The following is a 22,394-nucleotide window of genomic DNA, read 5'->3' as shown; positions in this document are numbered from 1 at the left end:
GGATGGCTCGCCTACTGCGACGTCGGGGTGGTGACGAGGGCAGTGTCGCCATCGAGGCAGCTATCGTCATCCCGCCGCTGATCATGTTCGTGTGCCTGGCGATCGCCGGGGGGCGCATCGTCACCTCCGGTTCGAAGATCGACGCCGCTGCGGAGGACGCGGCCCGGGAGGCGTCCATCCACCGCACCGCGGCCTCCGCCCAGGCCGCAGCCCAGGCCGCGGCCGCCGAATCTCTGGACGACCAGGGCATCGCCTGCGCCTCCAGCAGCGTCGCCATCGACACCAGCGGACTGAGCGTGCCGGTGGGCCAGGTGGGCACGGTCACGGTGACGGTCACCTGCACCGTCAACCTGTCCGATCTGCTGCTGCCGGGTGTGCCCGGCGCCAAGAGCCTGACCTCGACGGCGACATCGGTCGTGGACCAGTACCGCGAAAGGTCTGATGCACGGTGACCTGGACATGCCGGCCGGCAGAGCGGCTCGACGACCGCGGTGGCGTGACCGTGTTCGTCGCCGTCTGTGTCGTCGTGCTGATCGGCATCATCGGCGTCGCCGTCGACGGAGGCGGCAAGATGCGGGCCACCGAGCGCGCCGACCACATCGCCGGGGAAGCCGCCCGGGCCGGCGGGCAGGCCATCGACCCGGCCGCGGCCATCAGCGGCGACCGTGTCGTCGTCAGGCCACAGGACGCCGTCGCCGCGGCACAGGGCTATCTCCGGTCCGTCGGCGCCACCGGCACGGTGCACGTCTCCGCAGACGGCAAGACGCTCACCGTGCGCACCACCGGCAGCTACGCCACGAAGTTCCTGCCCGTGGTCGGGATCGGTTCCATGCCGGTCACCGGTCACGGCTCCGCCACGCTCCTGCACGGCGTCACCGCACCCCAGTAGAGGAAGACCCTGATGCGCCCCGCCCATGCTCCTGCCGCAGCCGGCCGCACCCCGGTCCGGGTGATCACCGGCATCGTGAGCCTGCTCGTCCTGACCGTCGCGTTCGCCGGGCTGCCCGTACTGCTCGCCTGGGCGACGCCGGTCATCTGGGCGGCAACCCACGACGACCTGGCACACCTGCTGGACCGGCAGGACACCGGCGCAGCGTTCCTGGCACTGCTGCTCGCCGTCGGCTGGACGGGCTGGGCGCAGTTCGCGTTCTGCGCGGTGCGGGAGCTGTTCGCGCAACTGCGCGGGCGTACATGGCGGGCGCCGCGCGGGTTCGGTGCCTCGCAGCGGGCGGCGGCCGCGCTCATCGGCAGCATCCTCGTCCTGCTGCCCACCAGTTCCGCCCTCGCCTCCGACGCACAAGCGGCGACCAGCGCAACCGCGACCCGGCTGCCCGCACAGGCCAACGAGCAGCCTGTCACCGAGCAGGTACAGCCGGACTCAGGGACAAGATCGGCGACGTCGATGCGCACCGTCCAGGCGGGAGAGAGCCTGTGGAGTATCGCCGAACAGCAGCTCGGGGACGGCGAGAGGTGGCGGGAGATCGCCGCGCTGAACGAGGGCCACACCATGGCCGACGGCCAGGTCTTCCAGTCGAACAGCTTCCTGCGCCCGGGCTGGCAGCTGCAGATGCCCTCTGACCACGCCTTCGCGGGCGGTGACCGCACCCAGCTGACCAGCAAGACGACAGCCAACGACGAGGCGAGCGTGCACGTGGTCACCGTCGAGGACGGCGACAACCTGTCGAAGATCGCCGAGGAAGAACTCGGCGACAGCGATCAGTGGCCCACATTGTTCGCCGCCAGCCGCGGCAAGCCGCAGCCCGACGGCCTGCCCGCCATCACCGACCCGGATGTCATCTACGCGGGACAGCAGATCACCGTCCCCGGCGCGCAGCGCGACCAGACGCCGCCCCCGGGCGGCGAGCCGGACCGCCAAAACCGCGTTCCCCTACCCGCTCAGACACCGGACAACGGGCAAGCGCCGGACAACGGGCAGGCGCCCGCGCCAGACCAGGCCCCGCCCCCTGCGACCTCGCCGACTCCCGCCTCGCCGAGCAGTCCATCTGCCGAACAGCCAGGCCCGGAGCGCTCCCCCTCCGCGACGGCTCCGGCGACACCGCAGCCCCACAGCAGCACCCCCTCCATCCCGCCGTCCACGCCCGCCTCGCCGGCTCAGACGCCCGACACCGCAGCCACCCCCACCGACCCTGCCACGGCCGCACCGGCGTCGGCCCGGGCCGACGGTCCGTTGAACCTGCGCATCGTGCTGGGGGCCGGGGCGCTGCTGGCCGCTGCCATCACCGGCGCGCTCGCTCTGCGCCGTACGCTGCAGCGCCGTCGCCGCAAGCCCGGCGAGACGATCGCCATCGCAGGCGAGACCAGCCCGGCCGAGGCGCAGTTGGCGGCGGCCGCCGAGCCCGTCGGCGCTACGCGTTTGGACGTGGCCCTGCGGACCATGGCTCATCAGGCAGCCCGGCAGGAGGACGGGGCAGGTGTGCCGGGGGTGCAGGCTGCGCGGATCGGTGCCCGCACGGTGCACGTGCTGCCCGAGGACCTCTCCCACAAGCCGCCGGCGCCATTCGTGCCTGGGAAGGACGGGTGGTGGGTTCTGGACGCGGACGCCGTCCTCCTCGACGAGGACGCCGCCCGTGACGTGCCGGCTCCCTGCCCAGCTCTGGTCACCATCGGCAGCACGGAGACGGGGGACCTGGTGCTGCTCAATCTCGCCCGGACCTCCGCTCTGCTGCTCGACGGCAACCCCGTGCACATCACCGAGGTGTGCACCTCACTCGCCCTGGAGCTCGCGATGAGCCCCTGGGCGGGCGACGTCGAAGTCGTCACGATCGGGTTCGGCGAGGACCTGCCGCAGCTGCTGCCCACCGCGCGGATCGCCCACATGCGCCAGCCCACGCACGCGCTGCGCGACCTGACCGAACGGCTCCTGGAAGCCCACCAGCTGCCCGACACCGCCCACCAGCCCTACCTGCTGCTGTGCGCGTCCGTCCTGGACGCCGACACCGCCTTCGCGTTCGCCGACGTCCTCGACAAGGCAGGCGACGTCCCGGTCACCCTGGTCGCCCCGGCCAGCACGGCCGCCCCGCACTTCCCCGACGCGGAAATCCTCAACGCCTCCCTCAGCACCCCGCAGATCGTCGACTCCGTCGGCCGAGCGGTTACGGTCCAGCGTCTGGAACACGCCGCCTACCTGCAGATCACCGCTGCGTTTCGCGTAGCCGCACAGCCCGCCCACGCAGCCGAAGGCGCATGGGAGGAAGTCCCGGACGAGCCGACCAGCCTGGACCAGCCGCAACAGCCAGCCCCCGCCAAGCAGGATGAGCAGCAGGAGCAGCAGGCGACGCCCGTGCCCCCGGCGGACTCAAGCGACCCGGTAGCGCGGGTCACAGAGGCAGACAGCGAGGTGTTCCCTGCCCTGCTCGCTGCCGCCACCGACCCCGCCAGTCTGCCCCTCCTGCCCGCGGCCGCACCGACGCCCCTGGCTCAAGAGGAAGACTCCCCCGGCACGGACATTCCAGCAACTCGCACCGCACCGTCCCCGGGCCTCGTCGCCCCGTCCACGAAACCCGGTGAAGACAAGCCCGACACCGGACAGACGACCAGCGCGGCGAACACGACGGCGCAGACGGGACCGGCCGCGGGTACGGCCCGTGACCTGCACGCGCCGGAGATGCGCGTCCTGGGCCCCATCAAGGTCACGGGAGTGGCCGGCACCGGCCACGGTCCCCGACTGGCCCAGCTCGCCACACTGCTCTTCTTCCGGCCCGGGCGCAGCGCCGAGACCCTGTGCGCCGACATGGACCCCGCCCGTCCCTGGAGCCTGAGCACCCTCAACGCCCGGATGCAGGGCCTGCGCCGCTCGCTGGGCAACGACCCCGACGGCCATCCCTACGTGCCGCGCCGCAAGACCGGCAACGACCCCTACCGTCTCTCCCCCGCCGTGCGATGCGACTGGACCCGCTTCCTGCAGCTCACCGAACGCGCCCTGCCCTCAGGCCCGGCCGGCCTGCCCGACCTCGAGCGGGCACTCTCCCTGGTACGCGGCAAACCCTTCGGTGGCACCCCGCTGCCGTGGGCCGAGCCCCACCAGCAGGAGATGACCACCCGGATCGTCGACGTGGCGCACACCGTGGCCACCCACCGCACCGCCCCCGGCCCCCACCGGGATCTCAACGCCGCCCGCCAGGCCGTAGCGACAGGCCTCGACGTCGACAACACCGCCGAGCTCCTCTACCGCGACTGGTGCCGGCTCGAACACGCGGCCGGAAACCGGCAGGGACTGCACACCGCGATCACCCGCGTCCAACACATCAACCGGGAACTCGACTGCTCCCCGGAAACAGAAACCGAACAACTCATCAAGGAACTCCTCAACAACACCAGCAGCGGAACGCGCAAGACCCCGTAGCCGGAAGCACACACGGCCACGGTGGACGCAGGCCATCACGCAGGTTGGAAGGGGATTGCCGATCAACCGACCATCCCCGTCGGCGTGGGACCGACGCGGGACCCCGGGAGAGCAAATTGCTCATGAGCGGAGCATCTCCGCCGGCACGGGGCCGACATCCCGCCAGCCTGCCTCCCCGATGAACTGCGGCGGAACATCCCAGCGGGAGCAGGGAGCAGTCGGTCGTGCTGCCACCGGGTCTGAGGGGGACCATCCCCGCAGGCGCAGGGGCGTCTGCGAGGAGGCCACCACCGGCCTCACGGCCCGGCAGGGGCGTTTTTGTGCGTCCGCGGGCAGGCTACGTGCCAAGAGATTCGATCAGGTGGTCGTCGAGATCAGCGAACCAGTCCTCCCTCCGCCACGGCCGCAGCTCACGACGAGCCCGCCTCAGCCGGATCGATGCCACCCGGCCGCCCATCGACGACGCTCCGTCAATGCACCCGTGCAGTAGATCGGCCGCCGACTCGGGCTCGTTGAGCCGGATCCGGGCGAGGGCCTGATCGGTCGCCACGATCGCCCGCTGCACCCGTTCGCGCGGCGCCCGCAGCGCTGCAGCCGAGTCGGCAAAGTAGTCGTGTGCGTCCCTCGCGTCGCCGACGTACAGCGATGTGACCCCCTCAAACCCGCGCAGGTGAGCCGTAGAGAACGACGTGCCGGCCGGGTCGCCGTCGCGGTCGGCGTCCATGTCAAACCGCGCGAGCGCGAGCGCCGCGCGCGCATGCTTCGCGGCACCTCGGCGAGCGGCGATCTCCGCTTGCAGCGCGTGCGCCCGGGCCCGGACCGTCACGCTGCCACCCGCGCGGGCGTCGCGCACCGCCGCGTCGACGAGTTGCTGCGCCGCGTCTAGACCAGGCGTCGAGTACAGGGTGACCAGGGCGTGACTCATGTGGACGACCGACCGACGCCACGGGACACCGCCCGCCCCAGCCGCGCTGGTCGCCTCTGCGTACAGTGCCTGCGACGCCTCATCGTCGCGTGTCTCGAACGCGAGCCGGCCGCCGAGCGTGTACGCCTGCGACGCGACCGTCTGCAGACCGGGGCGCAACGCGTCTGGCACCGACCCGCCGAGGAGACGGCGGCACGACTCGATCACCGGGGCGAGCAGGATCTGCAACCGCACGAAGGGCAAGCTGCCGACACGGCTATTCACATCAGCGACAACCAGACGCAGCGCATCGAGCACGCCCTCATCGAGCCTGCCGGGATCGCCGAGTGCCGTCGACAGGGCGCCCTCAACCGACGGGCCGAGCAGAGCAAGCAATCCAGCGCCCCTGTCGGTCGCTGTATGCACCAGCAGCGTCCGCAGCTCTTCGATGCGGCGCTCGCTCTCACCGAGGTGCGCAAGCGCGTCGAGCAGCTCGGCGAAGTCACTGCCAGACCCGAGGCATAGACGCCCATCGGTGCCGTAGGCATACAGGTGGGCGAGCAGCAGTTGGTATCGCTCGCCGGGCAGGATCGGTCGTGTGCTTGACTCCCATCGTGCGACGGACCGCTGCACACTCGCGACACTGGCGTCGAACGGCTGCCCGATCTCTGTCGCTTTGTCGACGGCGGCACGGGCGATGTCAGCGAGGGACCAACCGCGGGCGAGTCGTAACCGTTTGAGTGTGGCAGCGCCGACGAGTCTGTCGTACACGCTCATACCGACATGATGCACGGGCGCGGGCTCACACGGGCACAATCAGCCGAGGTTTCCCTCGCTGGGCTGCGTAGTCGATGGTCTGCCACGTGCCCGTCCCCTCCCCAGCTTTGGCGTTGGCGAGCGGGAACCCGAGCACTATATCGGCGTGGTCAACCATGTACCGGTTGCGGGCATGGAACGCCGGCGACCGCAGCTCGTCGGCGCCGAGTTCTATGATCTCGTCGATCCGATCGCGGCACCGCTCGACAGCCTGCCGCGCTTCGGCCGGCTGCTGTGCGACCCTGCCGGGCACGACGATCGTCAGCCGCGATTCGGAATTCCCGGCGAGCCACAGCAGCGAAAGGCTATCGATGCCCCGAGCACCACCGATGTAGAACCGACAGTCGCGTGCCGCCCATGGGGCTAGGTACCGGGCGAACAGGTCGTTGAACCAGACGAGTTCTCGATGCCCGGTCTGCCGCGTACCGGTGATCGCCGCAGATAGAGCCATGATCAACTCCGTGTCATAGGTTGTCAGATCGCGCGGGCGCACGCCGCAAGGTGAGATCGAACCATGGACGCGATGACCGCTACGGCCATACTGGCCGAACAACTCACGGCGCGCGGGCTGTCTGTCACGAAACAGGACGAGGGCACGCTTAGCGTAAAGAACCCCCTGCACTTCCGGCTCGGCGAGACCGTCACTACGGGCGGCGACAGCTACCTCACCGACTACGGATACGAGATCGGGCAATACGGCGACGAGCCTGCTACCGCCGGCCGCATCGCTTTCCTGCTCGGAGTACCGGTCCCGAGCCGACAGGAAGTGATCCCATGATGGCTACTCAGCAGCAGCCCGTTGATGTCGACAAGATCTCGCGGCTCATCGCCGAGGCGCTCAGCGCGACGGGGATCCTGCCACCCATGGACCGGCTCGTGCAGCTCGACGAACTGCTGCGCGCCGAGATCGAGCGGCTCGTACCGATCGTGCAGCGCCGGGCCGACGCCGTTTCGCTCAGGTCCCGTGACTGGTACAAGCTGATCCAGACTGCTGAGCGGGCTGAGGACGCAGCACAGTTCCAGATCGGCACGACCCCGCTCGCCGGGGCAATCCACGTCGCCGAGCTCGCCCGCTGGGTGCACGAACTCCGCGAGGCGCACCTGACGCCGCCGCACGCCTAACTACCCCGCACGCTGACGAGGAACCCATGCCTGACAGCGCCTTCCCGGCACACCCGGCCGCAACCGGCCACAGCAGACGGCAGCCTCCGCAGACCGACGCGATCACGCTGCAGCGTGTCCGCCGTGCCATGGCACTGCCTCTGGTGTTCCTGGCCGTGCTGCTGGGTACCGCCTTCGCCCTCTGGTCGGTTCCTGCGGTAGGTCCCGGCTGGCTCTTGGCCGGGCTGCTCTGCGGGCTGGCCGGGGTCGCGCTGGTGGCAGATCGCGGAGCACGCACGGCCGCAGCAGCCGTGCAGACAGCCCTGGAGGAGGGCCGTACGGCGATGCTGGGCGCGGTCGCGAGGGCGGCGGCAGCCGTCGAGAAGTCGGTGCTGTGGTCGGCGGACGAGCTGTGCCGCGGACAACGCCCGGCGTTGCCGGACACGCAGACGCCGCAGCCTGCCAGTGCGACCGCTGAGATCAACAAGACCTTGGGTGCTCTCCAGGTGCAGGCCGTCGCGTCGCTGATACGCGTGCACGACGAGTCCCAGTCCGTCGTTCTCCTGGAAGTGCTGCGCCGTCTGGCCATGCGCGAGCACGCCCTGGTCGGGAAGGCGCTGGAGGCGCTGAGCGAGCTGGAGATGCTCACCGACGACCCGGAGCTGCTGTCGAAGATCTACGAGATCGATCACCTGGTGACGCGGATGCGTCGCCAGGTCGAAAGCACGGCGGTGCTGGGCGGGCAGTCCCTGCGCAGCGTGCGCCGGCCCGTTCCCGTCGCGACCGTGCTGCGCGGTGCGGTCTCCGAAGTGGTGCAGTACCCGCGGGTAGCGGTCGCGGCCGGTTCCGTCGGTGCGGAGCTGGGCCTTCCCGGACATGTGGGCCCGGACCTGACGCACCTGCTGGCCGAGCTGATCGAGAACGCCTGCGAGTGCTCCGATCCAGCAACCAAGGTGATGGTCCGTGCCCAGCGGGTGTCGAACGGGCTGGCGATCGAGGTCGAGGACCGGGCCATCCCCATGCATCCGCAGACACGCGAGCAGATGAACCGTCTGCTCAAGGCCCCGGGCGAGGTCGACGTCAGCGGTCAGGTGCGGGCGGGGCAGCTCGGGCTGCTGGTCGCCGCGAAGATCGCCCAGTCGCACGGGCTGTCCGTCCTTCTGCAGGAAAACGTGACAGGAGGCACCACCGCCCTGGTCGTCATCCCCGCACGGCTCCTCGTAGCGATTTCCCACGTCGGCGACGCAGACGCGCTCCCCAGGCAAGCCCGTCCCTCCGCACCGCCGAAGGTTGCCGCGGAAGAGAAACTCCCGACGACAGGCCAGATAACGCCCCCGGGCACCGTAGGGGCTCCGGACTCCGCAGAGGCAGGTCACTCTGCTGGTGCGCCCGCCCTTCCCACGCGTACGCGTCAAGCCGGCTCGTTCCGTCCACCCCGTGAGCGGGAGCAAGCCCCCGCGACCGCGCCGACGCCGGGGCTCGCAGCCGCCTTTCGCAACGGCATCCAGGCCGGCGGGACCACCAGCTCTCCCCCCGCCTCGCCAGAGCAAGGCAGGCCCTGAATCTCGCCCTTCCCGCACACCCTCATCTTCAGGAGCGACCCCATGAACACCCATCCCGCGATGAACAACGTGACCGGCGACGCACCCGCATCCCAGACGACGGCAGGCGAACATCGGGACAACATGGCGTGGCTGCTGCGGCAGTTCGCCTCCGACGTCCCGGGCGTCACGCACGCCGTGCTGCTGTCGCGGGACGGGCTGCGGCTGCTGGACAGCGACGTCGACAAGGACTGGGCGGACGAACTGTCGGCCGCGCTCAGCGGAGTGGCCTCCCTCGCGGCGAACATCACCGGCCCCACCCACAAGAAGAGGCCCGCCGGACAGGTCGTCATCGAGCGAGAAGACTGCCTGTTCTTCGTCCAGAGCGCCGGGCGCAGCGCGGCGTTCGAGGGCCATCCGGGTAATGAGCGTGGTGCGGTGGACACGGTTCTCGCGGTCATCGCCACCCCGGACGCCGATGCCGGCACCGTCGGGTATGAGATGGGGCGCTTGGTGCAGAAGTTCGCCCCGTACATGCTGATCCCCGTCCGCGTCGGCACGAGCGGAGAAGTCCGGTGACCGCTCACGGTCACGCGGCCGCGGATGCGAACTTCGTGCGGACGTACGCCCTCACGCGCGGGCGCACCAAGCCGCGGCACCTGCTCGGCCTGGACACGGTGCTGGACGCCGGCCCGGGGCGGCCCGGCCCGGCGCAGGCCGAGGAATGCGAGGAGATCCTCGCTCTGTGCCGGGAGCGCCAGCGTTCGGTGACGGAACTGGCGGGCCGACTCCGCCGCCCCGTCACCGCCGTCAAGGTCCTCGTCTCGGATCTCCTGGACGCCGACGCCCTGGTCGTCCCCGTCACCGCCCCCTGTGCCGCATCCGACACGGACTCGGGTGCCGGCGCCTCCACTCAGCTACTGGCGGCCCTCTCGGCGGGCCTGAAGAGGAAGTGGCCCGATGCCATCGCCTACCCCCAGGCCGGGTGACCCGACCATGATGCTGCGACCCCCGTCGCGCCCGCAGGCCGGTGCACCGAACGTACTGAAGATCGTGATCGCCGGGGGCTTCGGCACAGGCAAGACCACCGCCGTGGGCGCCGTCAGCGAGATCCCGCCGCTGAGCACGGAGGAGTACCTGACCGAGGCGAGCGCGGACGTGGACAGCCTGGCAGGCATAGAGGCCAAGCAGACCACCACGGTCGCCTTCGACTTCGGCCGCCTCAGCCTGCCCGACGCACCCATGCCCCTGGAACTGTTCCTGTTCGGCACGCCCGGCCAGGACCGGTTCGTCGACCTCTGGTACGACCTTTCCCGCGGAGCCGTCGGCGCGGTCGTTCTGGTCGACACCCGCCGCCTGGAAAGCAGCTTCACCCCCGTCAGCTTCTTCGAAGACATCGGCCTGCCCTTCGTCGTCGCCATCAACCAGTTCGACGGAGCACACCGCTACCCGCCCGATCAGGTCCGCACCGCCCTCGAACTCCCTCCATCGGTTCCGGTCGTCACCTGTGACGCCCGCGACCCGAACCACGTCGCCGGCGTCCTGCTGACCCTCGTCGACCACGCCGTCAACCACGCCACCGCGAGCCGTGTTCACCGCGCAGCCACCTCATCCCTCCAGGACGCCTGATGACCAACCAGCCCAACAACCGCTACCCCACGCCTCAGAGTGGCCCGCCACTGTCCTTGCCGCACCGCGGCGCGCGGGACACCCCTCACAGGCCGTCCGTCCCGCCCGGCACCAGCCCGCAGGCCCAACAGGCCCAGGAGTTGGCACGGCGGTATGAGCTGCTCAAGCGCCTCGATGTGCCCACCGTGGCGAGTGAGGGCTTCGACGAGCTGGCCCGGGACATGGCTGTGCGGGCCGGTTTCCTGTACGGGTTCGTCAATCTGTTCCTGGAGGAGCAGACCTTCGTCGGGCTGCACCAGCCGCCCGCGGACAGCGGGTACGTCATCGTCGGCCGCACCATGAGCCGCGACCACGGCTGGTGCCCGGAGGTCGTCACCCGCAAGAAGGCCCTCCCCTTGCACGACGTGCACGCCAGTCCTCGCTTCAGCGGCAACCACGTGGTCGACGCGGTCGGGATCCGCTCCTACTTCGGCGCACCGCTCATCCACGACAACGGCACCGTGCTCGGCACAGTCTGTGTCATCGACCCCGAGAAACGGCCCTTGAATGACGCCCGGCGCCTGCGGGACATCGTCATCAACGCCGGCGCCCAGGTGATGGACCACATCGCCCGAACGCCCGTGCGCTGACACCTTTCGCCACTCGCCCCGGACCCGCTCCGCAGGCCCGGGCCGGCCCACCGTGCGACCTACCGCCAGGGAGAGGGAGACGACCATGTCCGCCACACCCGCCACGCCGCCGCCGGCGCTGCGTCCGTATCTCACTGCTTGCCACGAACTGCTGTGGGATGAGGCGGACGCCTTCGCGGCCGAGGACATCGCGCCGCGCGTCGCTTGGATGGAGGCCGCCCCGGACCGGGTGGAGCGCAAGGTCGCCGAACTGATGGCTGCCCGACGCTGGTTCGCGGTCACCGTCCCGGCCGCCTTCGGCGGGCTGGGCGCCGGACACGTGGCCAAGACGATCCTGGTCCACCGCATCGCGCGGGTCTCAGCGGCTGCTGCGGCCATCCTGCAGGCCACCCTCATCCCCGTCGGTGCCCTGCTGCACTTCGCCACCTACGAGCAGAAGGGCTACTGGCTGTCCCGGGTCGCGGACGGTTCCCTGCTGCTGTCGATCGCCGTGACCGAACCGCAAGCCGGCGGACACATCGGCGGCATCGAGACCACCGCCGAACGCACCGGTAACCAGTGGGCGCTCACCGGAAGCAAGATCCACGTCGGCAACAGCCACCTCGCCGGAGCCCACCTCGTGATCGCCCGAACCGCCAAGCCCGGCGTGAGAACTTCCCAGGCTCTGACCGCGTTCATGGTGGAAGCCGACCGTGCCGGACTCGCCATCTCCGAGCATCGCCCGGGTCTCGGTCTGCACGGCTTCTCCGCCGGCCGCCTCAACCTCGACCACGTCCGCGTCCCTGCGGACAACATGGTCGGAGAGATCGGCCAGGGACTGGCCGTGGCCCAGAGCAGCAGCATCCTGTACGGCCGCCCCAACCTGGCCGCCGTCAGCCTCGGCATCCACGAAGCCGTCGTAGACACCACCACCGGCTACCTCAAGACCCGTCCCCGCTACCGGGGCACCCTGTCCGACCTGCCGGTCCTGCGGGACCGCATCGGCGGCATGGAAGCCCGCCTGCGCGCCGGACGGATACTCGCCTACCAGGCCGTACACCTCCTCGACCAGGGCCTGCCCTGCGACACCGACCTGATCAACGCCAAATACCTCGGCCACCAATGGGCCATGCGGTCCGCCCAGGACGCCATGGAACTGCACGGCGCCCACGCCCTCGACCCCGACTACGCCCTCCAGCGCCGGTGGCGCGACATCCAGCACACCTACCCACCAGCCGGAACCGGCGAGATCCAGCGCATACGCCTGGCCGACACGGCCTTCGACGAAGACCACATCCAGTGGTCCGAACACCTCGCCGCCGAAGCCGCCTGGACACGCCCCGACCCGACCATCGCCTGAGCCCCCGTGCACGGCACCCCGTGAATCCACACGCCGCGCACGGGCCCGTGCCGCCGGCCCCGTCCCCCGCGGGGACCGGCGGCACCCTTCCCACTCAGCGAAGAAAGGTATGGACGCCGTGACAGCCACACCCGGCCTCCCTGGGTGTCCCGATCTTACGAACGACCGTGATCAACCCATCGAAGAAAGGTGGATAGCCGTGACCCCGCCCGTGACGACGAGCGCACCGATCACACCCCTGACACCCGCCCTGCAGCGCGTCGCCCAGCACCTCGCGAACGGCCTCACATCCCAGGAGATCGCAACGGCGACCGGGCTGTCAGCCGCGACGGTCCGGCAGTACGTCCGCGACATCCGCGAGAGCCTGCACTGCCCGCCCCGCTGCAAGCCGCCCGTGCTCGTACACCGCCTGCTCACCGCCCAGCAGGTTCCCCCGCCCCCGGCGGACAGGCCCGCGCCGGACCTCGGCCCAGACCAGCTGATGCTGCTACGAGCCGTCGCCGAGCACAACGACGCCCGCGACATCGCCATCGCCGCCAAACTCGCCCCGTCCGACCTACGTGCCGCGCTCGACCAGCTCCTCGCCGACACGGGCGCACAGGACACCACCCATCTGGTGATCCGGGCGCACGGCTGGAAGCTGCTGACGGCCGGGCCGGCCCACGTGACGCGCAGTGGAGCGAACCGGTGACCAGCCCCCAGACTCCCCTGGTCGCCACGTACGAGGTCCGCACGTTATGTACGGAGGCCGAGCGCGAGGAAGCTGCCGCCCTCGTTCAGGACCGTCAGCGCTGCCTCACCGCACGCGGCCTACGGGTGCCCGCCCGAGCCGTTCAGCTCCCCATTCCGCCCATCCTCTTGACCCAGGACTGACGATGACCACCAATCCAGCTGGCCCGACCGCCCTCATCCAGGACCGGCGCCGCGTCGCCGCGCAGCTCGTCTACGGCATGCCCAACCAGGCGATCGCCGAGCACACCCTCAACACCGACATCGGCAAGGCGATCGGAGTGCGTGGTGACGACGTGCGCACGGAGATTAACGTTGTCACCGCGAAAGCAGCCGCTCTCAACCCGGCACATCTGGTCGGTCTGGCCCACGCTTTGGGAATCCTCGGAAACACGGCACCGTCCGGGCCCCGCCGCCAGTCCGCGCTCGGGTCGCCCACGGCAGGAACTGCCTGATGTGCACCGCTGACACACCGGTGTACGCAATGCTCCCAGTTCTGACTGGCGCGCAGAGAGCCGAAGCTGTGGCGCTCGTCGAGGATGCCACCCGCCGACTCGCCGACCGTGGTATCGACCATCCCACTGATCATATGCTCGGCCTGATCCGGTCGCGGGCCTCCGTCACCGGCTTGTACGACGACGGCGTCCTCGTTGGATGCCTCGCCGTGCATCCCGAACCGGACTTGCGGCACTGGAACGGCGACTGCCCCAGCCTGGGCGTCCTCGTGTCCGTGGCACCGCCGATGCCGGGCCACAATGATCAAACGGCACGGCTGCTGACGCTGTGGCTCGCCGACCGAGCGGCACAGCACGGCTTGGAGTGGGTCTGGTGGGAGGTGCCGTGCGCCACCGACCTGACCCGCGCGACGCTGCTGGACTTTCTGCGCGACCTCGGGTGGGAAGACCTGCCGGCCGTACGTCGCGCCGACGGCGAACGAGTCATACCTCTTCGGCTGCGCGCGGAGAAACGCCCCGCACTCACCGCAGCGGTCTCCGCCTCCGCCGACGCCCTCCCCTTGCTGGCGGTGAGCACCCGATGAGCACTGAGGTAATCACCTGGGCCGCCAGCGTTCACCAGGCATCCCCCTCCACCCTCCTGGTGCGGGCCGGAGCCTGCCACCACGGGCTTGCGGCGAGGCCCACGTGCTGGACACCGCCGTCTGACCAGCGCCCGCCCGAGCGGTCCCCTCACCGACCACTCACCACACGTTCGTGGTGCGCCTGGCCGGAACACACTCACCGAGATCCTCAACCACCCGCTCACCCGCGCGGCGTGAATGATGCCCACGACGCGACCCCCGCACCTTCTATGCCCCGCTTCCCGCCGGCGCGAATCGCCGTCCCGCTCTGCCGTCCCTCACCCGAGAAGTGCGCTGAGGCCTACGCCGGGTTCTGGGAACGCCTCGCCGATCCGGGCCTCCTCGACTGCGCGGTTGGTGTGGAAGTGAACGGCTCCGTACTCCTCGCGATGCCCGTCGGCGGCCTCCGCAGCGGTGGCTATGTGTCGGTAGGAACTGTGGGCGACGCTGTGCGCGTCTGGGCAGCGCTTCGGGGACGGCCTGGATTCCCGCGGGTCCGGATCGGCCTGTCACATCACCGCGATACCTGCCACACCGTCAACTGGGGGCCCCAGCCCCCGGGCGACGCGGATCGCGGCAGGTACTTCGGGTATGCGCCATCCGCCATCCGCCATCGACACCTTCGTCCGTCAAGCTTCGATCCTCGATCAGCAGGCGAGACCAGGGAAGAGTGGACCGGTCCAGCCTGCCGGGCGGGACTGGCAGCAGGATCCGCTGCCCTCGACGCTCCGCGACATCGGCGGTTGCCTGGCCGTGATCCTGATGGGCGTTCTGATCACCCTGTTGGTGTCGGCGGCCCGCGACACCTGGCCGCTGCTTGGCGGCATCTCCTCATCTCTCGTCATGTACAACAGCCCACAGGGCAAGCGATGACCACGAACCTGTCCGGCCCAGCCCCGCGCTCCGCCTCTTCGGTCATGACGGCAGCGGCTCCCGTTCCCGCCCAAGCCGCTCGCCCTACCCGGGAATTAAGCGGTGGCCGGCTTCTGTCGCCCCAGGGTGCCCCAATTGTACGAAGGGCTGCTGCTTATTCATGGCGGGTCGCGAACGGCCGCTCAGGCTGCGGCCTTGGTCAGCAGTTCACGAACACCCTCCGCGTCGCTGAAGGTCTTGAAGCGCGGGACGAGTCCGCGGACGAGCTCTACGCACCGAGGCGCGCCAATCCGGTGCGCAAGCTCCAGGGACTGAGTCGCGACGGCGGCAGCGAGGTCGGGCTCCTTCAGGTCGAGGTGGGTCTTGGCACGATACGCGAGGAAGACCCCGCGGGTCTTGTCCCGGCTGGGCGGCAGCAGGATCTGGCCCTCCTCGATCAGCTGGTGGGCCCTGCGGGTGTCACCGAGGTCGTTGAGGCTCTGCCCGGAGTCCACGGCGAGGTCCGCCTCCGAAAGCCAGGAGCACCACGCGGGAACAGGATCGGGGGTCGGTACGCCGAGGAGGTGTTCGGCGGCGCTCAGGGCCCGCAGCGTCCGTCGCCGTTCGCCCAGGGGGGCCAGGGCTCGGGCGAGCCGGAGGTGGAGCAGGGACCGGGCGGCCGGGTGCTGGGTGCGGGTCAGGGCGCGTTCCAGGATCTGGGCGGCGGTGCGGGGGTCGTTGCGCCAGGAGGCCTGGTAGGCGAGGTCGCTCAGGAGGGCGGCGCCCATGTCGTGATCCGCGCTGGCGTGAGCGCTGTGGAGGCCGGCGATCCAGAACCGGCCTGCTTCACCATGGCGGCCGTGGTCGAAGCGGTGCCAGGCCACGGTCTGGGCGAGGCTCGCGGCCAGGGCGTGGAGCCGGATACCCAGGGCCGGAGAGTAGCGGCCGTCGGCGATCAGGTCGGTCACGGTCGCCAGATGGGCGTCGATGAGCGCAGCGGTGTGCTGCCGCTCCTGGGTGGCCAGAGCCGTCAGCCGCGCGCTGGTCTCCTCCAGGATGACGACGAGGTCCTCGCCGATGGCCTTGCCCTGGACGCGCTCGGTGACTTCCGGCCATGCGTCGGTAGTGGCCCAGGCGCCTGCCAGGGTGATCAGGGCGGTGCCGGAGATCGCGGACAGGACGGTACGGCGGGATCGATCCATCGATGCTCTCACTGCCTCTCGCAGGGCCGGCACGGTACTGGCGGGCCCCAGGGGGACCACGCCGACGTCGGGCAGCCAGCTCGGCCACGACTGCGCGTCGACGTTCTCAAGCGGAACCCCGAAGACCTCGGCGATGTACTCCTGGGACTCCCGGTCAGGTGTGACCCCGTCGACTTCCCACTTGTAGACGCGCTGTTTGGTGGTGCCGGAGCGCAGGCCACGGCGCTCAGCCGCCGCGCGGATCTCCCGGGCGAGGTCGACGCCGGTCATGCCCCGCGCGATGCGCACCAGTGCCAGGGGGTGGGTGTTCTTGGCCACGCCGTCATCCAATCAGCAGAACCCGTGTCGAGCGTAGCCGTCATCCCACCGGGATTACCGGCGGGATTACCGCCAACTCCTGTTAGTGCACGTCCAGTTGATCGACACTCGATCAACCCAGCGATCTCGCCTGCCGGCAGCACGTACCGGTGGCCCGAAGCCGATGTCTCCAGCCTTTCGGCGGCCGGCCCGGGACGCTCCGTGCAGAGCACCACCGAGACCGTTCACACCCCTCGGAACTTCGAAGGACGTCCCGTGACACCCCTGACCACCCTTCCGGCCCGTCGGTACAGATCGACGCTGCGCGTCGCCTCGACGTGGTTGTCGGCGTCATGACCGGCGAGGTCCGTACGCCGACCCGCCCCGAGATCGCGCGGGACCTGATCGGCCGGGTCGAGTCCGCGGCCGCCACCTGGCGCGCCCCGGCCTGGAAGCGTGAAGCTGCTCCGGAAGGAGTTGCGCGTGCGGCCCGGCACGCCATCGAGTCCGACACGCAGGCCCTGCGCCGGATCGTCGCCCGACTGCAAGGTTGGCCCGGCCGCACGCTGGTCGGCGAGGACGGGTGCCAGGCCGCTCTGGCCATCGCCCTGAACAGTGACCACGATCCCGCTATCCAGATCACCCTGCTCCGCCTGCTCGCCGAGGCCGTACGCCGGGGAGACGCGACGACCGCGAAGTGGGCTCACCTGCACGACCGGTGCCTCGTGCGCAGCGGCCGGCCGCAGACGTACGGCACCCAATACTGGCTGCGCGACGGACAACTCGAGATGTACCCCGTCGCCGATCCCGAAGGCCTCGACCAGCAGCGGGCCAGCGTCGGTCTGCCGCCCCATCACGACCGGTTCGTCCTTCTGGAGCGCCGTCACGTCGCCGCGGGGGAGCTGGCCTCGGTCACGCGGGAGAGGTCGGCGGCGTGAAGAACCCGGAACAGGCGACGGCGACGGCGCCGCCAGCGGCCACGGCGGGGCGGCACCACGGTCCGCGCGCGGGCGCTGGAACTGCGGGTCCTCGTCGATGGGGTCGACATGGCCGGGAAGTCCACGCTGGTGCGGGCCCTGGTGGCGGAGCTGGAGGCGCGCGGTGTTCCAGCTGTCCGGCACCGGGGCATGCTGGCCGGTCTCCGCCCTCTGCAGCCGCTGCTGCGGCAGTTGTCCTCCGCGCGGCAGCCGGACAGCTGGTGGACGACCACCGCGTACGTGGTCGGCGGCTTTCTGCTCGACAGACTGCTCGTCCGTCTCCTTCCTCCGCGCCCGCGGGGCCGCGTGATCGTCCAGGACGGCTACGGCGACCGGACGGTGGCGTTCGGGATGGCCGGAGGGCCCTACCTGGCAGCGGCGCTCGCGCTGCGGTGGCCGCGCGCGTTCGCCCGCTTCGACCTCGCCGTCTTCCTGCACGCCTCGCACGAGGCGAGGGCCGCTCGGCTCGGCCAGGGCCGGGACGAACGCACCGTCCGCGACACCGAGTTCACCGAGCGGTTCCGCGCCTTCCATCTCCACGGGATGGGCCGGCGTCACGACCGGCTCGTGGTGCTCGCCAGCAGTCTGCGCAGTCCGGCCGACATCGCCCGGGAGATCGCCGACCGCCTCCTTACCGAGCACGCCCCTCCGGGCCCTGCCCCGGCCCTTCGTCCTCGACCACCGCTACCCGAAGGAGCGAGAAGTGACCGTTCTTGACCCGCCGCCCGCGTCCCGGGCCGGGACCGACCGCACCTGGCACCCCTGGACCCCGATCCAGCAGCGGGAGCGGCTGACGCTCGTCTCCGGACGCGGCTGCCACGTGAGCGACGACCAGGGGCGCAGCTACCTGGACATGCGTTCGGGCACCCTGAACGCGACGGTCGGCTACAGCCACCCGGCGGTGGTGGAGGCGATGTGCAAGCAGGCGTCGAAGCTGATGACCTGGGACCTGGCCGAGGTGTCCACCTTGCCGGCGAGGGCCCTGGCCGACCGGATCGCCGGTCTCCTGCCCGCGCCGCTGGAGTACACGCTGTTTTGCAACGGCGGGTCGGAGGCGACCGAGGCCGCGGTGAAGATCGCGCGGATGTGGCACCGGATCGAGGGGCGCCCCGAGCGCATGGTGGTGCTGTCGTTCGCCGACGGCTACCACGGAGCGACCACGGCGGCGATCGCCGCGACCGCCGCGCCGTTCCGGCGCGAAGGCGTCGGGCCCCTGCCCGAGGGCTACGCTCATCTGGCCACCCCGCGCTGTACGGCGTGCGCGGACGGGACGGAGCACGCCGAGTGCGGCATCCCCGGAGCCGAGGAGTGGGAGGCGCAGATCCTGGCCGTCGGTGCGGACTCGGTCGCCGCCGTCCTCGTCGAGCCGATCCTGAGCATCGGCGGCGTCATCGTCCCCCCGCCCGGTCGGCTGGCCGAACTGCGGGCCCTGTGCGACCGGTACGGGATCCTGCTGATCGCGGACGAGGTGGCCACCGGCCTCGGCCGTACGGGCGCGATGTTCGGTTTCGAGCACGACCTCGGCGCCGCCGGGACGGCCCCGGACATCATCACCACGGCCAAGGGCCTGACCGGCGGGTACGCGCCGCTGGCCGCCGTGACGGTCCGCGCGGACATCCACACCGCCTTCGCCCGCGACCCGCTGCTTGGCGGGCTGCGGCACGGGCACACCACCGGCGGTCACTCGACGGCCTGCGCCGTCGCCCTCGCCGTCCTGGACGTCGTCGAGAACGACAATCTCGTCGCGGCCGCCGCCGCCCGGGGGGCGCAACTCCTGGACGCGCTGGCTCCGTTGAAGGAGAGGCGGGCCGTGCGCGACGTGCGCGGGCGGGGTCTGCTGATCGGCGTCGAGATGGCCTCCATGGAACTGGCCGGCATCGTCGCCCGGGCCGCGCAGGAGCAGGGCGTCCTGATCCGCGCCTTCGGCCCGGTCCTGACCGTGGCCCCTCCGCTGGTCATCAGCGAGGAGGAGGCCGAGTACGGCGCCCGCGTCCTGTCGGACGCGATCGGTGCCGTCACCGCGGAGGGTGCGCGATGAACGGGCTCCGCGACACCGTTGTCCTCCCGCTGGCCGGGCGCGGAAGCCGGCTGGGGCTGCCCACCCCGAAGGAGCTCCTGCCGATCGGGCCGGGCCGCGTGGCCCTGGACGACACCCTGGATCTGCTGGCCCCGCACACCGACCGGCTCCGGCTGGTCGCGGTCCTCGGGCCGGGCCGCGAGCCGACCGCCCGCTACATGGAGCGCCGCTGCCACGAGCTGGGGTTGCCGCTCGCCGTGGTCCGGCAGAACCCGGACCTGCAAGAGTCGACCGGCGCGGTCCTCGGCGCCGCCCCCTGGTACGGGCCCGCGACCCTGGTGCTCCTGGCGGACCAGGTCCTGCACGCGCCGGCCCCCCGGGCCGTCGGCGAGGCCCTGGACCTGATCCACGCCGGACACGAGTCGGTGTTCCTGGCCGCCTGGGAGGACGACGGCGAGCGCCTGGCCGTGGACGGTGCCCTGCACGTGGAGCGGGCCGCCGACGGGCTGCTGCACGTCACCGACTACGCCGACAAGCCCGGCCTGGAGGCTGCGGACCGCTTCAACGCGGTCTGGTTCGGCTACGCCTTCGCCCACCGCGCGGCGGACAGGTTCGTCGACGCGCTGCACCGGGCGACGCTCGGCCTGTCCGAGCACCCGCACCAGATGGAGGCCGTCCTTAGGGCGGCGGCCGTCGAGGTCGGACCGTTCACCGACCTGGGCACGTGGCCCGCGGTGACCGCGCACTGGGCGGGGGCGGGCGCATGAGCCGCATCGGGATCCTTGCCGGGCCCTACCCCGTCGACGACCAGCTCGGCGGGATCGGCCTGCGCCTGTGGGAGATGGCCCAGGCCCTCGCGGACGCCGGCCACCGGGTCACCGTCTGCGCGCCGTACGCCTCGGACTTCACCCACCCCGGCGTCACCGTCGTCGCCGGAGGCGAGAAGGAGACCGTCGCAGCCAGCGATGCGGTGATCACCACCGACCTGCCCGACACCCGGCTCCTGCTGGACGCCTACGAGCGCGGCACGCTCCTGATCGCGGAGAACGCGCCGCCGATCGAGCACCTGCACTTCGACGCCTTCACCGGACCCGGCGCCGAGGTCGAGGCCCTGTACCGGGACACCGTGGCACGGTGGAGGCTGCAACTGCTGCTCGCCGACCACCTGCTGGTCCGCTCGGAGGCCGAACGCGCCTCCACCCTGGGCGCCCTGGTTGCGGCGGGCCGGATGTCGGCCCTGCACCACCGTGCCGGCGCCGACCTCGCCGACCTGGTCAGCCTGGTGCCTATCGGCTACAACCGGCACTCCCTGCACACGGCCGACACCGCCGCCGCGGTCAAGGACGGGGCGTGCGAGCTGCTGTGGAACGGTGGCGTGTGGGACTACTGCCGCCCCGACCCCGTCCTGCAGGCCCTCGCGGCCGACCCCACAAGCGCCTTCCGTCTGCGGCTGCTGTACGCCCCGCCGCCCGGCCGGCTCGAAGGGCTGCTCGCTGCGGCGGACGACCTGGGCGTGGCGGAGCGGGTGCTGCTGCCCGAGGAGCCGGTGGCGCACCGGGCACGCGACGGATGGGTGAAGGCCGCCCGCGCGGTGGTGATCACCGGCGAGCGCACGGCGGAGAACATGACCTGCCACCGGCTGCGGCTGCGGGACTCCGCCCTGTACCGGCTGCCCGTCGTCGTCGACGGCTACGGCGCCACCGGCGATCTCGTCGCCGCCCTCGGCATCGGCCCGGTCATCGACCCCAACCACCCCCAGGCCCTGGCCGCCGCCCTGCGCCACGCTGTCGCCGACGGCCCGGAGCGGGACCGCTACCTCGCCGCCCTGGACACCGCTCGCAGCCCCCACCGCGGCCGGTTCGCCCTGGAACGCCATCTCGCCCCGCTGCTGAGCCTGCTGGAGTCCGGCCACCGGGCGCCGGACCGCACCGACCGCCATCACCAGGCGGCCATCCACACCCTGCTCACCTGCCACCCGGGATTGCGCGAGCAAGCCCCGGCTGTCATCTGACCCCCGGGATCCGGAAGGACTTCTTCTCATGCCCACCCCGCTGATCACCCCCGCCGCCTCCGGCGCCCGGCAGATGTCCGGCTTCACCACCACCCCCGCCCACCCGATCGAGGCCACCGCGTGGAACCTGCCGGACGCGGCCGTACGCCGCCGCATCGCCGACAGCTACCGCAGCCGCGGGTACGCCATCGTGCACGTGCCCGGCACCGCCCCCTCGGCCGAGCACCTGGGCGATGTGTCCGCCGCCCTGCACCTGGGCGAGGTCTTCACCCCGCCGCTGTACACCACGAGCAGCCACACCGCTGCGTCCGGCGTCAGCCGGCTGACCGCCGCCTCCGGCGGGGAGCACCCCTTCCAGGACCGAGCCGGGCAGAACGTGCACTGCGACGGCACCCTCCAGGACCTCCGGCAGATCCCCACCACCCTCATGCTGTGCGTGAGCGCGGCCGCCTCCGGCGGCGTCTCCTTCCTGGTCAACCTCGTCGACGCCTACGCCGAACTGCGCCGGGTCGACCCCGAGGCCGCCGAGCAGCTCGCCCACGACTCCGCCCTGGTGCGCACCTCCACGTTCGCCTCCGGCCGCTCCACGACCGGGCCGGCCTTCGCCCACGAGGCCGACGGATCCTGGATCACCCGCTACAGCCGAACAGCCACCGACACCTACCACGCCACCCCCGGCGGCAAGTCGGCCATGGCGCGGGCCCTGGAGTGGCTCGACGCCGCCGCCCAGCCCGGCAGCGCCTTCCGTACCGACTTCACCCTCAAGCCCGGACAGGCCCTGATCCTGGCCAACGACCGTCTCGGACACGGGCGTAGCGCCTTCCGCGACCACCCGGACACCCCGCGCCTGCTGCTGCGCGCCCTGTTCACCCTCCGCCCGCTCGCATGAGCCCGCACCCGTTAGGACCC

At 71.2% G+C, this 22,394-nt stretch carries 24 protein-coding genes and 1 pseudogene; 22 read left to right on the top strand and 3 right to left on the bottom strand.

What is annotated here, in order from left to right:
* Positions 1-2 precede the first annotated feature (2 nt).
* The 3 genes from ACH499_RS30030 to ACH499_RS30020 are packed head-to-tail and all read left to right on the top strand — an operon-like array spanning position 3 to position 4,363.
* The gene (locus tag ACH499_RS30030) at positions 3-452 is read left to right on the top strand and encodes a TadE/TadG family type IV pilus assembly protein (RefSeq protein WP_399019728.1); all 450 of its coding nucleotides are present in this window, start codon (positions 3-5) and stop codon (positions 450-452) included.
* Entirely contained in the window at positions 449-889 is a 441-nt protein-coding gene (locus ACH499_RS30025; RefSeq protein ID WP_399019725.1) for a pilus assembly protein TadG-related protein, read from the top strand. The genes ACH499_RS30030 and ACH499_RS30025 overlap by 4 nt, the downstream gene beginning before the upstream one ends.
* Before the next feature lie 12 nt (positions 890-901).
* Positions 902-4,363, top strand: a complete 3,462-nt coding sequence (locus tag ACH499_RS30020) for a LysM peptidoglycan-binding domain-containing protein (RefSeq protein ID WP_399019723.1) — start codon at positions 902-904, stop codon at positions 4,361-4,363.
* A gap of 337 nt (positions 4,364-4,700) precedes the next feature.
* On the opposite strand, the gene ACH499_RS30015 is transcribed toward ACH499_RS30020, so the two are convergent.
* Together ACH499_RS30015 and ACH499_RS30010 are read right to left on the bottom strand one after the other, a co-directional pair.
* Positions 4,701-6,044, bottom strand: coding sequence for a hypothetical protein (locus ACH499_RS30015; protein ID WP_399019720.1), 1,344 nt, complete (start codon positions 6,042-6,044; stop codon positions 4,701-4,703).
* 25 nt (positions 6,045-6,069) lie between these two features.
* Positions 6,070-6,534 (bottom strand): hypothetical protein, encoded by a 465-nt coding sequence (locus ACH499_RS30010; protein WP_399019880.1) that lies wholly within the window; start codon positions 6,532-6,534, stop codon positions 6,070-6,072.
* A gap of 63 nt (positions 6,535-6,597) precedes the next feature.
* Here ACH499_RS30010 and ACH499_RS30005 point away from each other — a divergent pair, with 63 nt between their 5' ends.
* The 13 genes and pseudogenes from ACH499_RS30005 (at position 6,598) to ACH499_RS29945 (ending at position 15,002) form a co-directional block, all read left to right on the top strand.
* A complete protein-coding gene (locus ACH499_RS30005; RefSeq protein ID WP_399019718.1) occupies positions 6,598-6,861 on the top strand; it encodes a hypothetical protein in 264 nt (87 codons plus the stop codon).
* Positions 6,858-7,205, top strand: coding sequence for a DUF6415 family natural product biosynthesis protein (locus ACH499_RS30000; protein WP_399019716.1), 348 nt, complete (start codon positions 6,858-6,860; stop codon positions 7,203-7,205). The genes ACH499_RS30005 and ACH499_RS30000 overlap by 4 nt, the downstream gene beginning before the upstream one ends.
* Positions 7,206-7,231: 26 nt before the next feature.
* A complete protein-coding gene (locus tag ACH499_RS29995; protein ID WP_399019714.1) occupies positions 7,232-8,746 on the top strand; it encodes a sensor histidine kinase in 1,515 nt (504 codons plus the stop codon).
* A 42-nt stretch (positions 8,747-8,788) separates the two neighbouring features.
* A complete protein-coding gene (locus tag ACH499_RS29990; RefSeq protein WP_399019712.1) occupies positions 8,789-9,304 on the top strand; it encodes a roadblock/LC7 domain-containing protein in 516 nt (171 codons plus the stop codon).
* Positions 9,301-9,714: a DUF742 domain-containing protein gene (locus ACH499_RS29985; protein WP_399019710.1), complete on the top strand. Its 414-nt coding sequence runs from the start codon at positions 9,301-9,303 to the stop codon at positions 9,712-9,714. Before ACH499_RS29990 ends, ACH499_RS29985 begins: the two co-directional genes overlap by 4 nt.
* A 7-nt stretch (positions 9,715-9,721) precedes the next feature.
* Positions 9,722-10,354 (top strand): GTP-binding protein, encoded by a 633-nt coding sequence (locus ACH499_RS29980; protein WP_399019708.1) that lies wholly within the window; start codon positions 9,722-9,724, stop codon positions 10,352-10,354.
* Positions 10,354-10,983 (top strand): GAF domain-containing protein, encoded by a 630-nt coding sequence (locus ACH499_RS29975; protein WP_399019707.1) that lies wholly within the window; start codon positions 10,354-10,356, stop codon positions 10,981-10,983. The genes ACH499_RS29980 and ACH499_RS29975 overlap by 1 nt, the downstream gene beginning before the upstream one ends.
* 85 nt (positions 10,984-11,068) lie before the next feature.
* The gene (locus tag ACH499_RS29970) at positions 11,069-12,322 is read left to right on the top strand and encodes an acyl-CoA dehydrogenase family protein (RefSeq protein ID WP_399019705.1); all 1,254 of its coding nucleotides are present in this window, start codon (positions 11,069-11,071) and stop codon (positions 12,320-12,322) included.
* 199 nt (positions 12,323-12,521) lie between these two features.
* Positions 12,522-13,013: a LuxR C-terminal-related transcriptional regulator gene (locus tag ACH499_RS29965; protein WP_399019703.1), complete on the top strand. Its 492-nt coding sequence runs from the start codon at positions 12,522-12,524 to the stop codon at positions 13,011-13,013.
* A 184-nt stretch (positions 13,014-13,197) separates the two neighbouring features.
* Entirely contained in the window at positions 13,198-13,506 is a 309-nt protein-coding gene (locus tag ACH499_RS29960; protein WP_399019701.1) for a hypothetical protein, read from the top strand.
* 68 nt (positions 13,507-13,574) lie between these two features.
* A complete protein-coding gene (locus ACH499_RS29955; protein ID WP_399019699.1) occupies positions 13,575-14,090 on the top strand; it encodes a hypothetical protein in 516 nt (171 codons plus the stop codon).
* Positions 14,087-14,716: pseudogene (locus tag ACH499_RS29950) on the top strand (DUF6302 family protein); the annotation flags it as partial. The gene ACH499_RS29955 and the pseudogene ACH499_RS29950, both read left to right, overlap by 4 nt.
* A gap of 4 nt (positions 14,717-14,720) precedes the next feature.
* On the top strand, positions 14,721-15,002 hold the full coding sequence (locus ACH499_RS29945; protein ID WP_399019697.1) for a hypothetical protein: 282 nt from the start codon (positions 14,721-14,723) through the stop codon (positions 15,000-15,002).
* Positions 15,003-15,184: 182 nt separating this feature from the next.
* On the opposite strand, the gene ACH499_RS29940 is transcribed toward ACH499_RS29945, so the two are convergent.
* On the bottom strand, positions 15,185-16,501 hold the full coding sequence (locus ACH499_RS29940) for an XRE family transcriptional regulator (protein ID WP_399019695.1): 1,317 nt from the start codon (positions 16,499-16,501) through the stop codon (positions 15,185-15,187).
* A gap of 332 nt (positions 16,502-16,833) precedes the next feature.
* Between ACH499_RS29940 and ACH499_RS29935 the strand changes: the two genes are divergently transcribed.
* The 6 genes from ACH499_RS29935 (at position 16,834) to ACH499_RS29910 (ending at position 22,374) form a co-directional block, all read left to right on the top strand.
* A complete protein-coding gene (locus ACH499_RS29935; RefSeq protein ID WP_399019693.1) occupies positions 16,834-17,418 on the top strand; it encodes a DUF6624 domain-containing protein in 585 nt (194 codons plus the stop codon).
* A 108-nt stretch (positions 17,419-17,526) separates the two neighbouring features.
* Complete coding sequence (locus ACH499_RS29930) at positions 17,527-18,174, top strand: hypothetical protein (RefSeq protein WP_399019691.1); 648 nt, start codon at positions 17,527-17,529, stop codon at positions 18,172-18,174.
* Entirely contained in the window at positions 18,161-19,495 is a 1,335-nt protein-coding gene (locus tag ACH499_RS29925; protein WP_399019690.1) for an aspartate aminotransferase family protein, read from the top strand. Before ACH499_RS29930 ends, ACH499_RS29925 begins: the two co-directional genes overlap by 14 nt.
* Positions 19,492-20,241: a hypothetical protein gene (locus tag ACH499_RS29920; RefSeq protein WP_399019688.1), complete on the top strand. Its 750-nt coding sequence runs from the start codon at positions 19,492-19,494 to the stop codon at positions 20,239-20,241. The genes ACH499_RS29925 and ACH499_RS29920 overlap by 4 nt, the downstream gene beginning before the upstream one ends.
* On the top strand, positions 20,238-21,485 hold the full coding sequence (locus tag ACH499_RS29915; protein ID WP_399019686.1) for a hypothetical protein: 1,248 nt from the start codon (positions 20,238-20,240) through the stop codon (positions 21,483-21,485). Before ACH499_RS29920 ends, ACH499_RS29915 begins: the two co-directional genes overlap by 4 nt.
* 28 nt (positions 21,486-21,513) lie before the next feature.
* Positions 21,514-22,374 (top strand): TauD/TfdA family dioxygenase, encoded by an 861-nt coding sequence (locus ACH499_RS29910; protein ID WP_399019684.1) that lies wholly within the window; start codon positions 21,514-21,516, stop codon positions 22,372-22,374.
* Positions 22,375-22,394: the final 20 nt, after the last annotated feature.

Origin of the sequence: Streptomyces sp. NPDC018947 (assembly GCF_044390505.1) — a bacterium.
Classification (GTDB): Bacteria; Actinomycetota; Actinomycetes; order Streptomycetales; family Streptomycetaceae; genus Streptomyces.
This window is presented reverse-complemented; position numbering and strand designations above follow the sequence as displayed.

Coding starts and splice junctions, on each gene's coding strand:
- ACH499_RS30030 (WP_399019728.1), top strand. CDS start 3: ATGGCTCGCCTACTGCGACGTCGGGGTGGTGACGAGGGCAGTGTCGCC.
- ACH499_RS30020 (WP_399019723.1), top strand. CDS start 902: ATGCGCCCCGCCCATGCTCCTGCCGCAGCCGGCCGCACCCCGGTCCGG.
- ACH499_RS30015 (WP_399019720.1), bottom strand. CDS start 6,044: ATGAGCGTGTACGACAGACTCGTCGGCGCTGCCACACTCAAACGGTTA.
- ACH499_RS30010 (WP_399019880.1), bottom strand. CDS start 6,534: ATGGCTCTATCTGCGGCGATCACCGGTACGCGGCAGACCGGGCATCGA.
- ACH499_RS30005 (WP_399019718.1), top strand. CDS start 6,598: ATGGACGCGATGACCGCTACGGCCATACTGGCCGAACAACTCACGGCG.
- ACH499_RS30000 (WP_399019716.1), top strand. CDS start 6,858: ATGATGGCTACTCAGCAGCAGCCCGTTGATGTCGACAAGATCTCGCGG.
- ACH499_RS29995 (WP_399019714.1), top strand. CDS start 7,232: ATGCCTGACAGCGCCTTCCCGGCACACCCGGCCGCAACCGGCCACAGC.
- ACH499_RS29990 (WP_399019712.1), top strand. CDS start 8,789: ATGAACACCCATCCCGCGATGAACAACGTGACCGGCGACGCACCCGCA.
- ACH499_RS29980 (WP_399019708.1), top strand. CDS start 9,722: ATGATGCTGCGACCCCCGTCGCGCCCGCAGGCCGGTGCACCGAACGTA.
- ACH499_RS29975 (WP_399019707.1), top strand. CDS start 10,354: ATGACCAACCAGCCCAACAACCGCTACCCCACGCCTCAGAGTGGCCCG.
- ACH499_RS29970 (WP_399019705.1), top strand. CDS start 11,069: ATGTCCGCCACACCCGCCACGCCGCCGCCGGCGCTGCGTCCGTATCTC.
- ACH499_RS29960 (WP_399019701.1), top strand. CDS start 13,198: ATGACCACCAATCCAGCTGGCCCGACCGCCCTCATCCAGGACCGGCGC.
- ACH499_RS29945 (WP_399019697.1), top strand. CDS start 14,721: ATGCGCCATCCGCCATCCGCCATCGACACCTTCGTCCGTCAAGCTTCG.
- ACH499_RS29935 (WP_399019693.1), top strand. CDS start 16,834: ATGACCGGCGAGGTCCGTACGCCGACCCGCCCCGAGATCGCGCGGGAC.
- ACH499_RS29930 (WP_399019691.1), top strand. CDS start 17,527: ATGGCCGGGAAGTCCACGCTGGTGCGGGCCCTGGTGGCGGAGCTGGAG.
- ACH499_RS29920 (WP_399019688.1), top strand. CDS start 19,492: ATGAACGGGCTCCGCGACACCGTTGTCCTCCCGCTGGCCGGGCGCGGA.
- ACH499_RS29915 (WP_399019686.1), top strand. CDS start 20,238: ATGAGCCGCATCGGGATCCTTGCCGGGCCCTACCCCGTCGACGACCAG.
- ACH499_RS29910 (WP_399019684.1), top strand. CDS start 21,514: ATGCCCACCCCGCTGATCACCCCCGCCGCCTCCGGCGCCCGGCAGATG.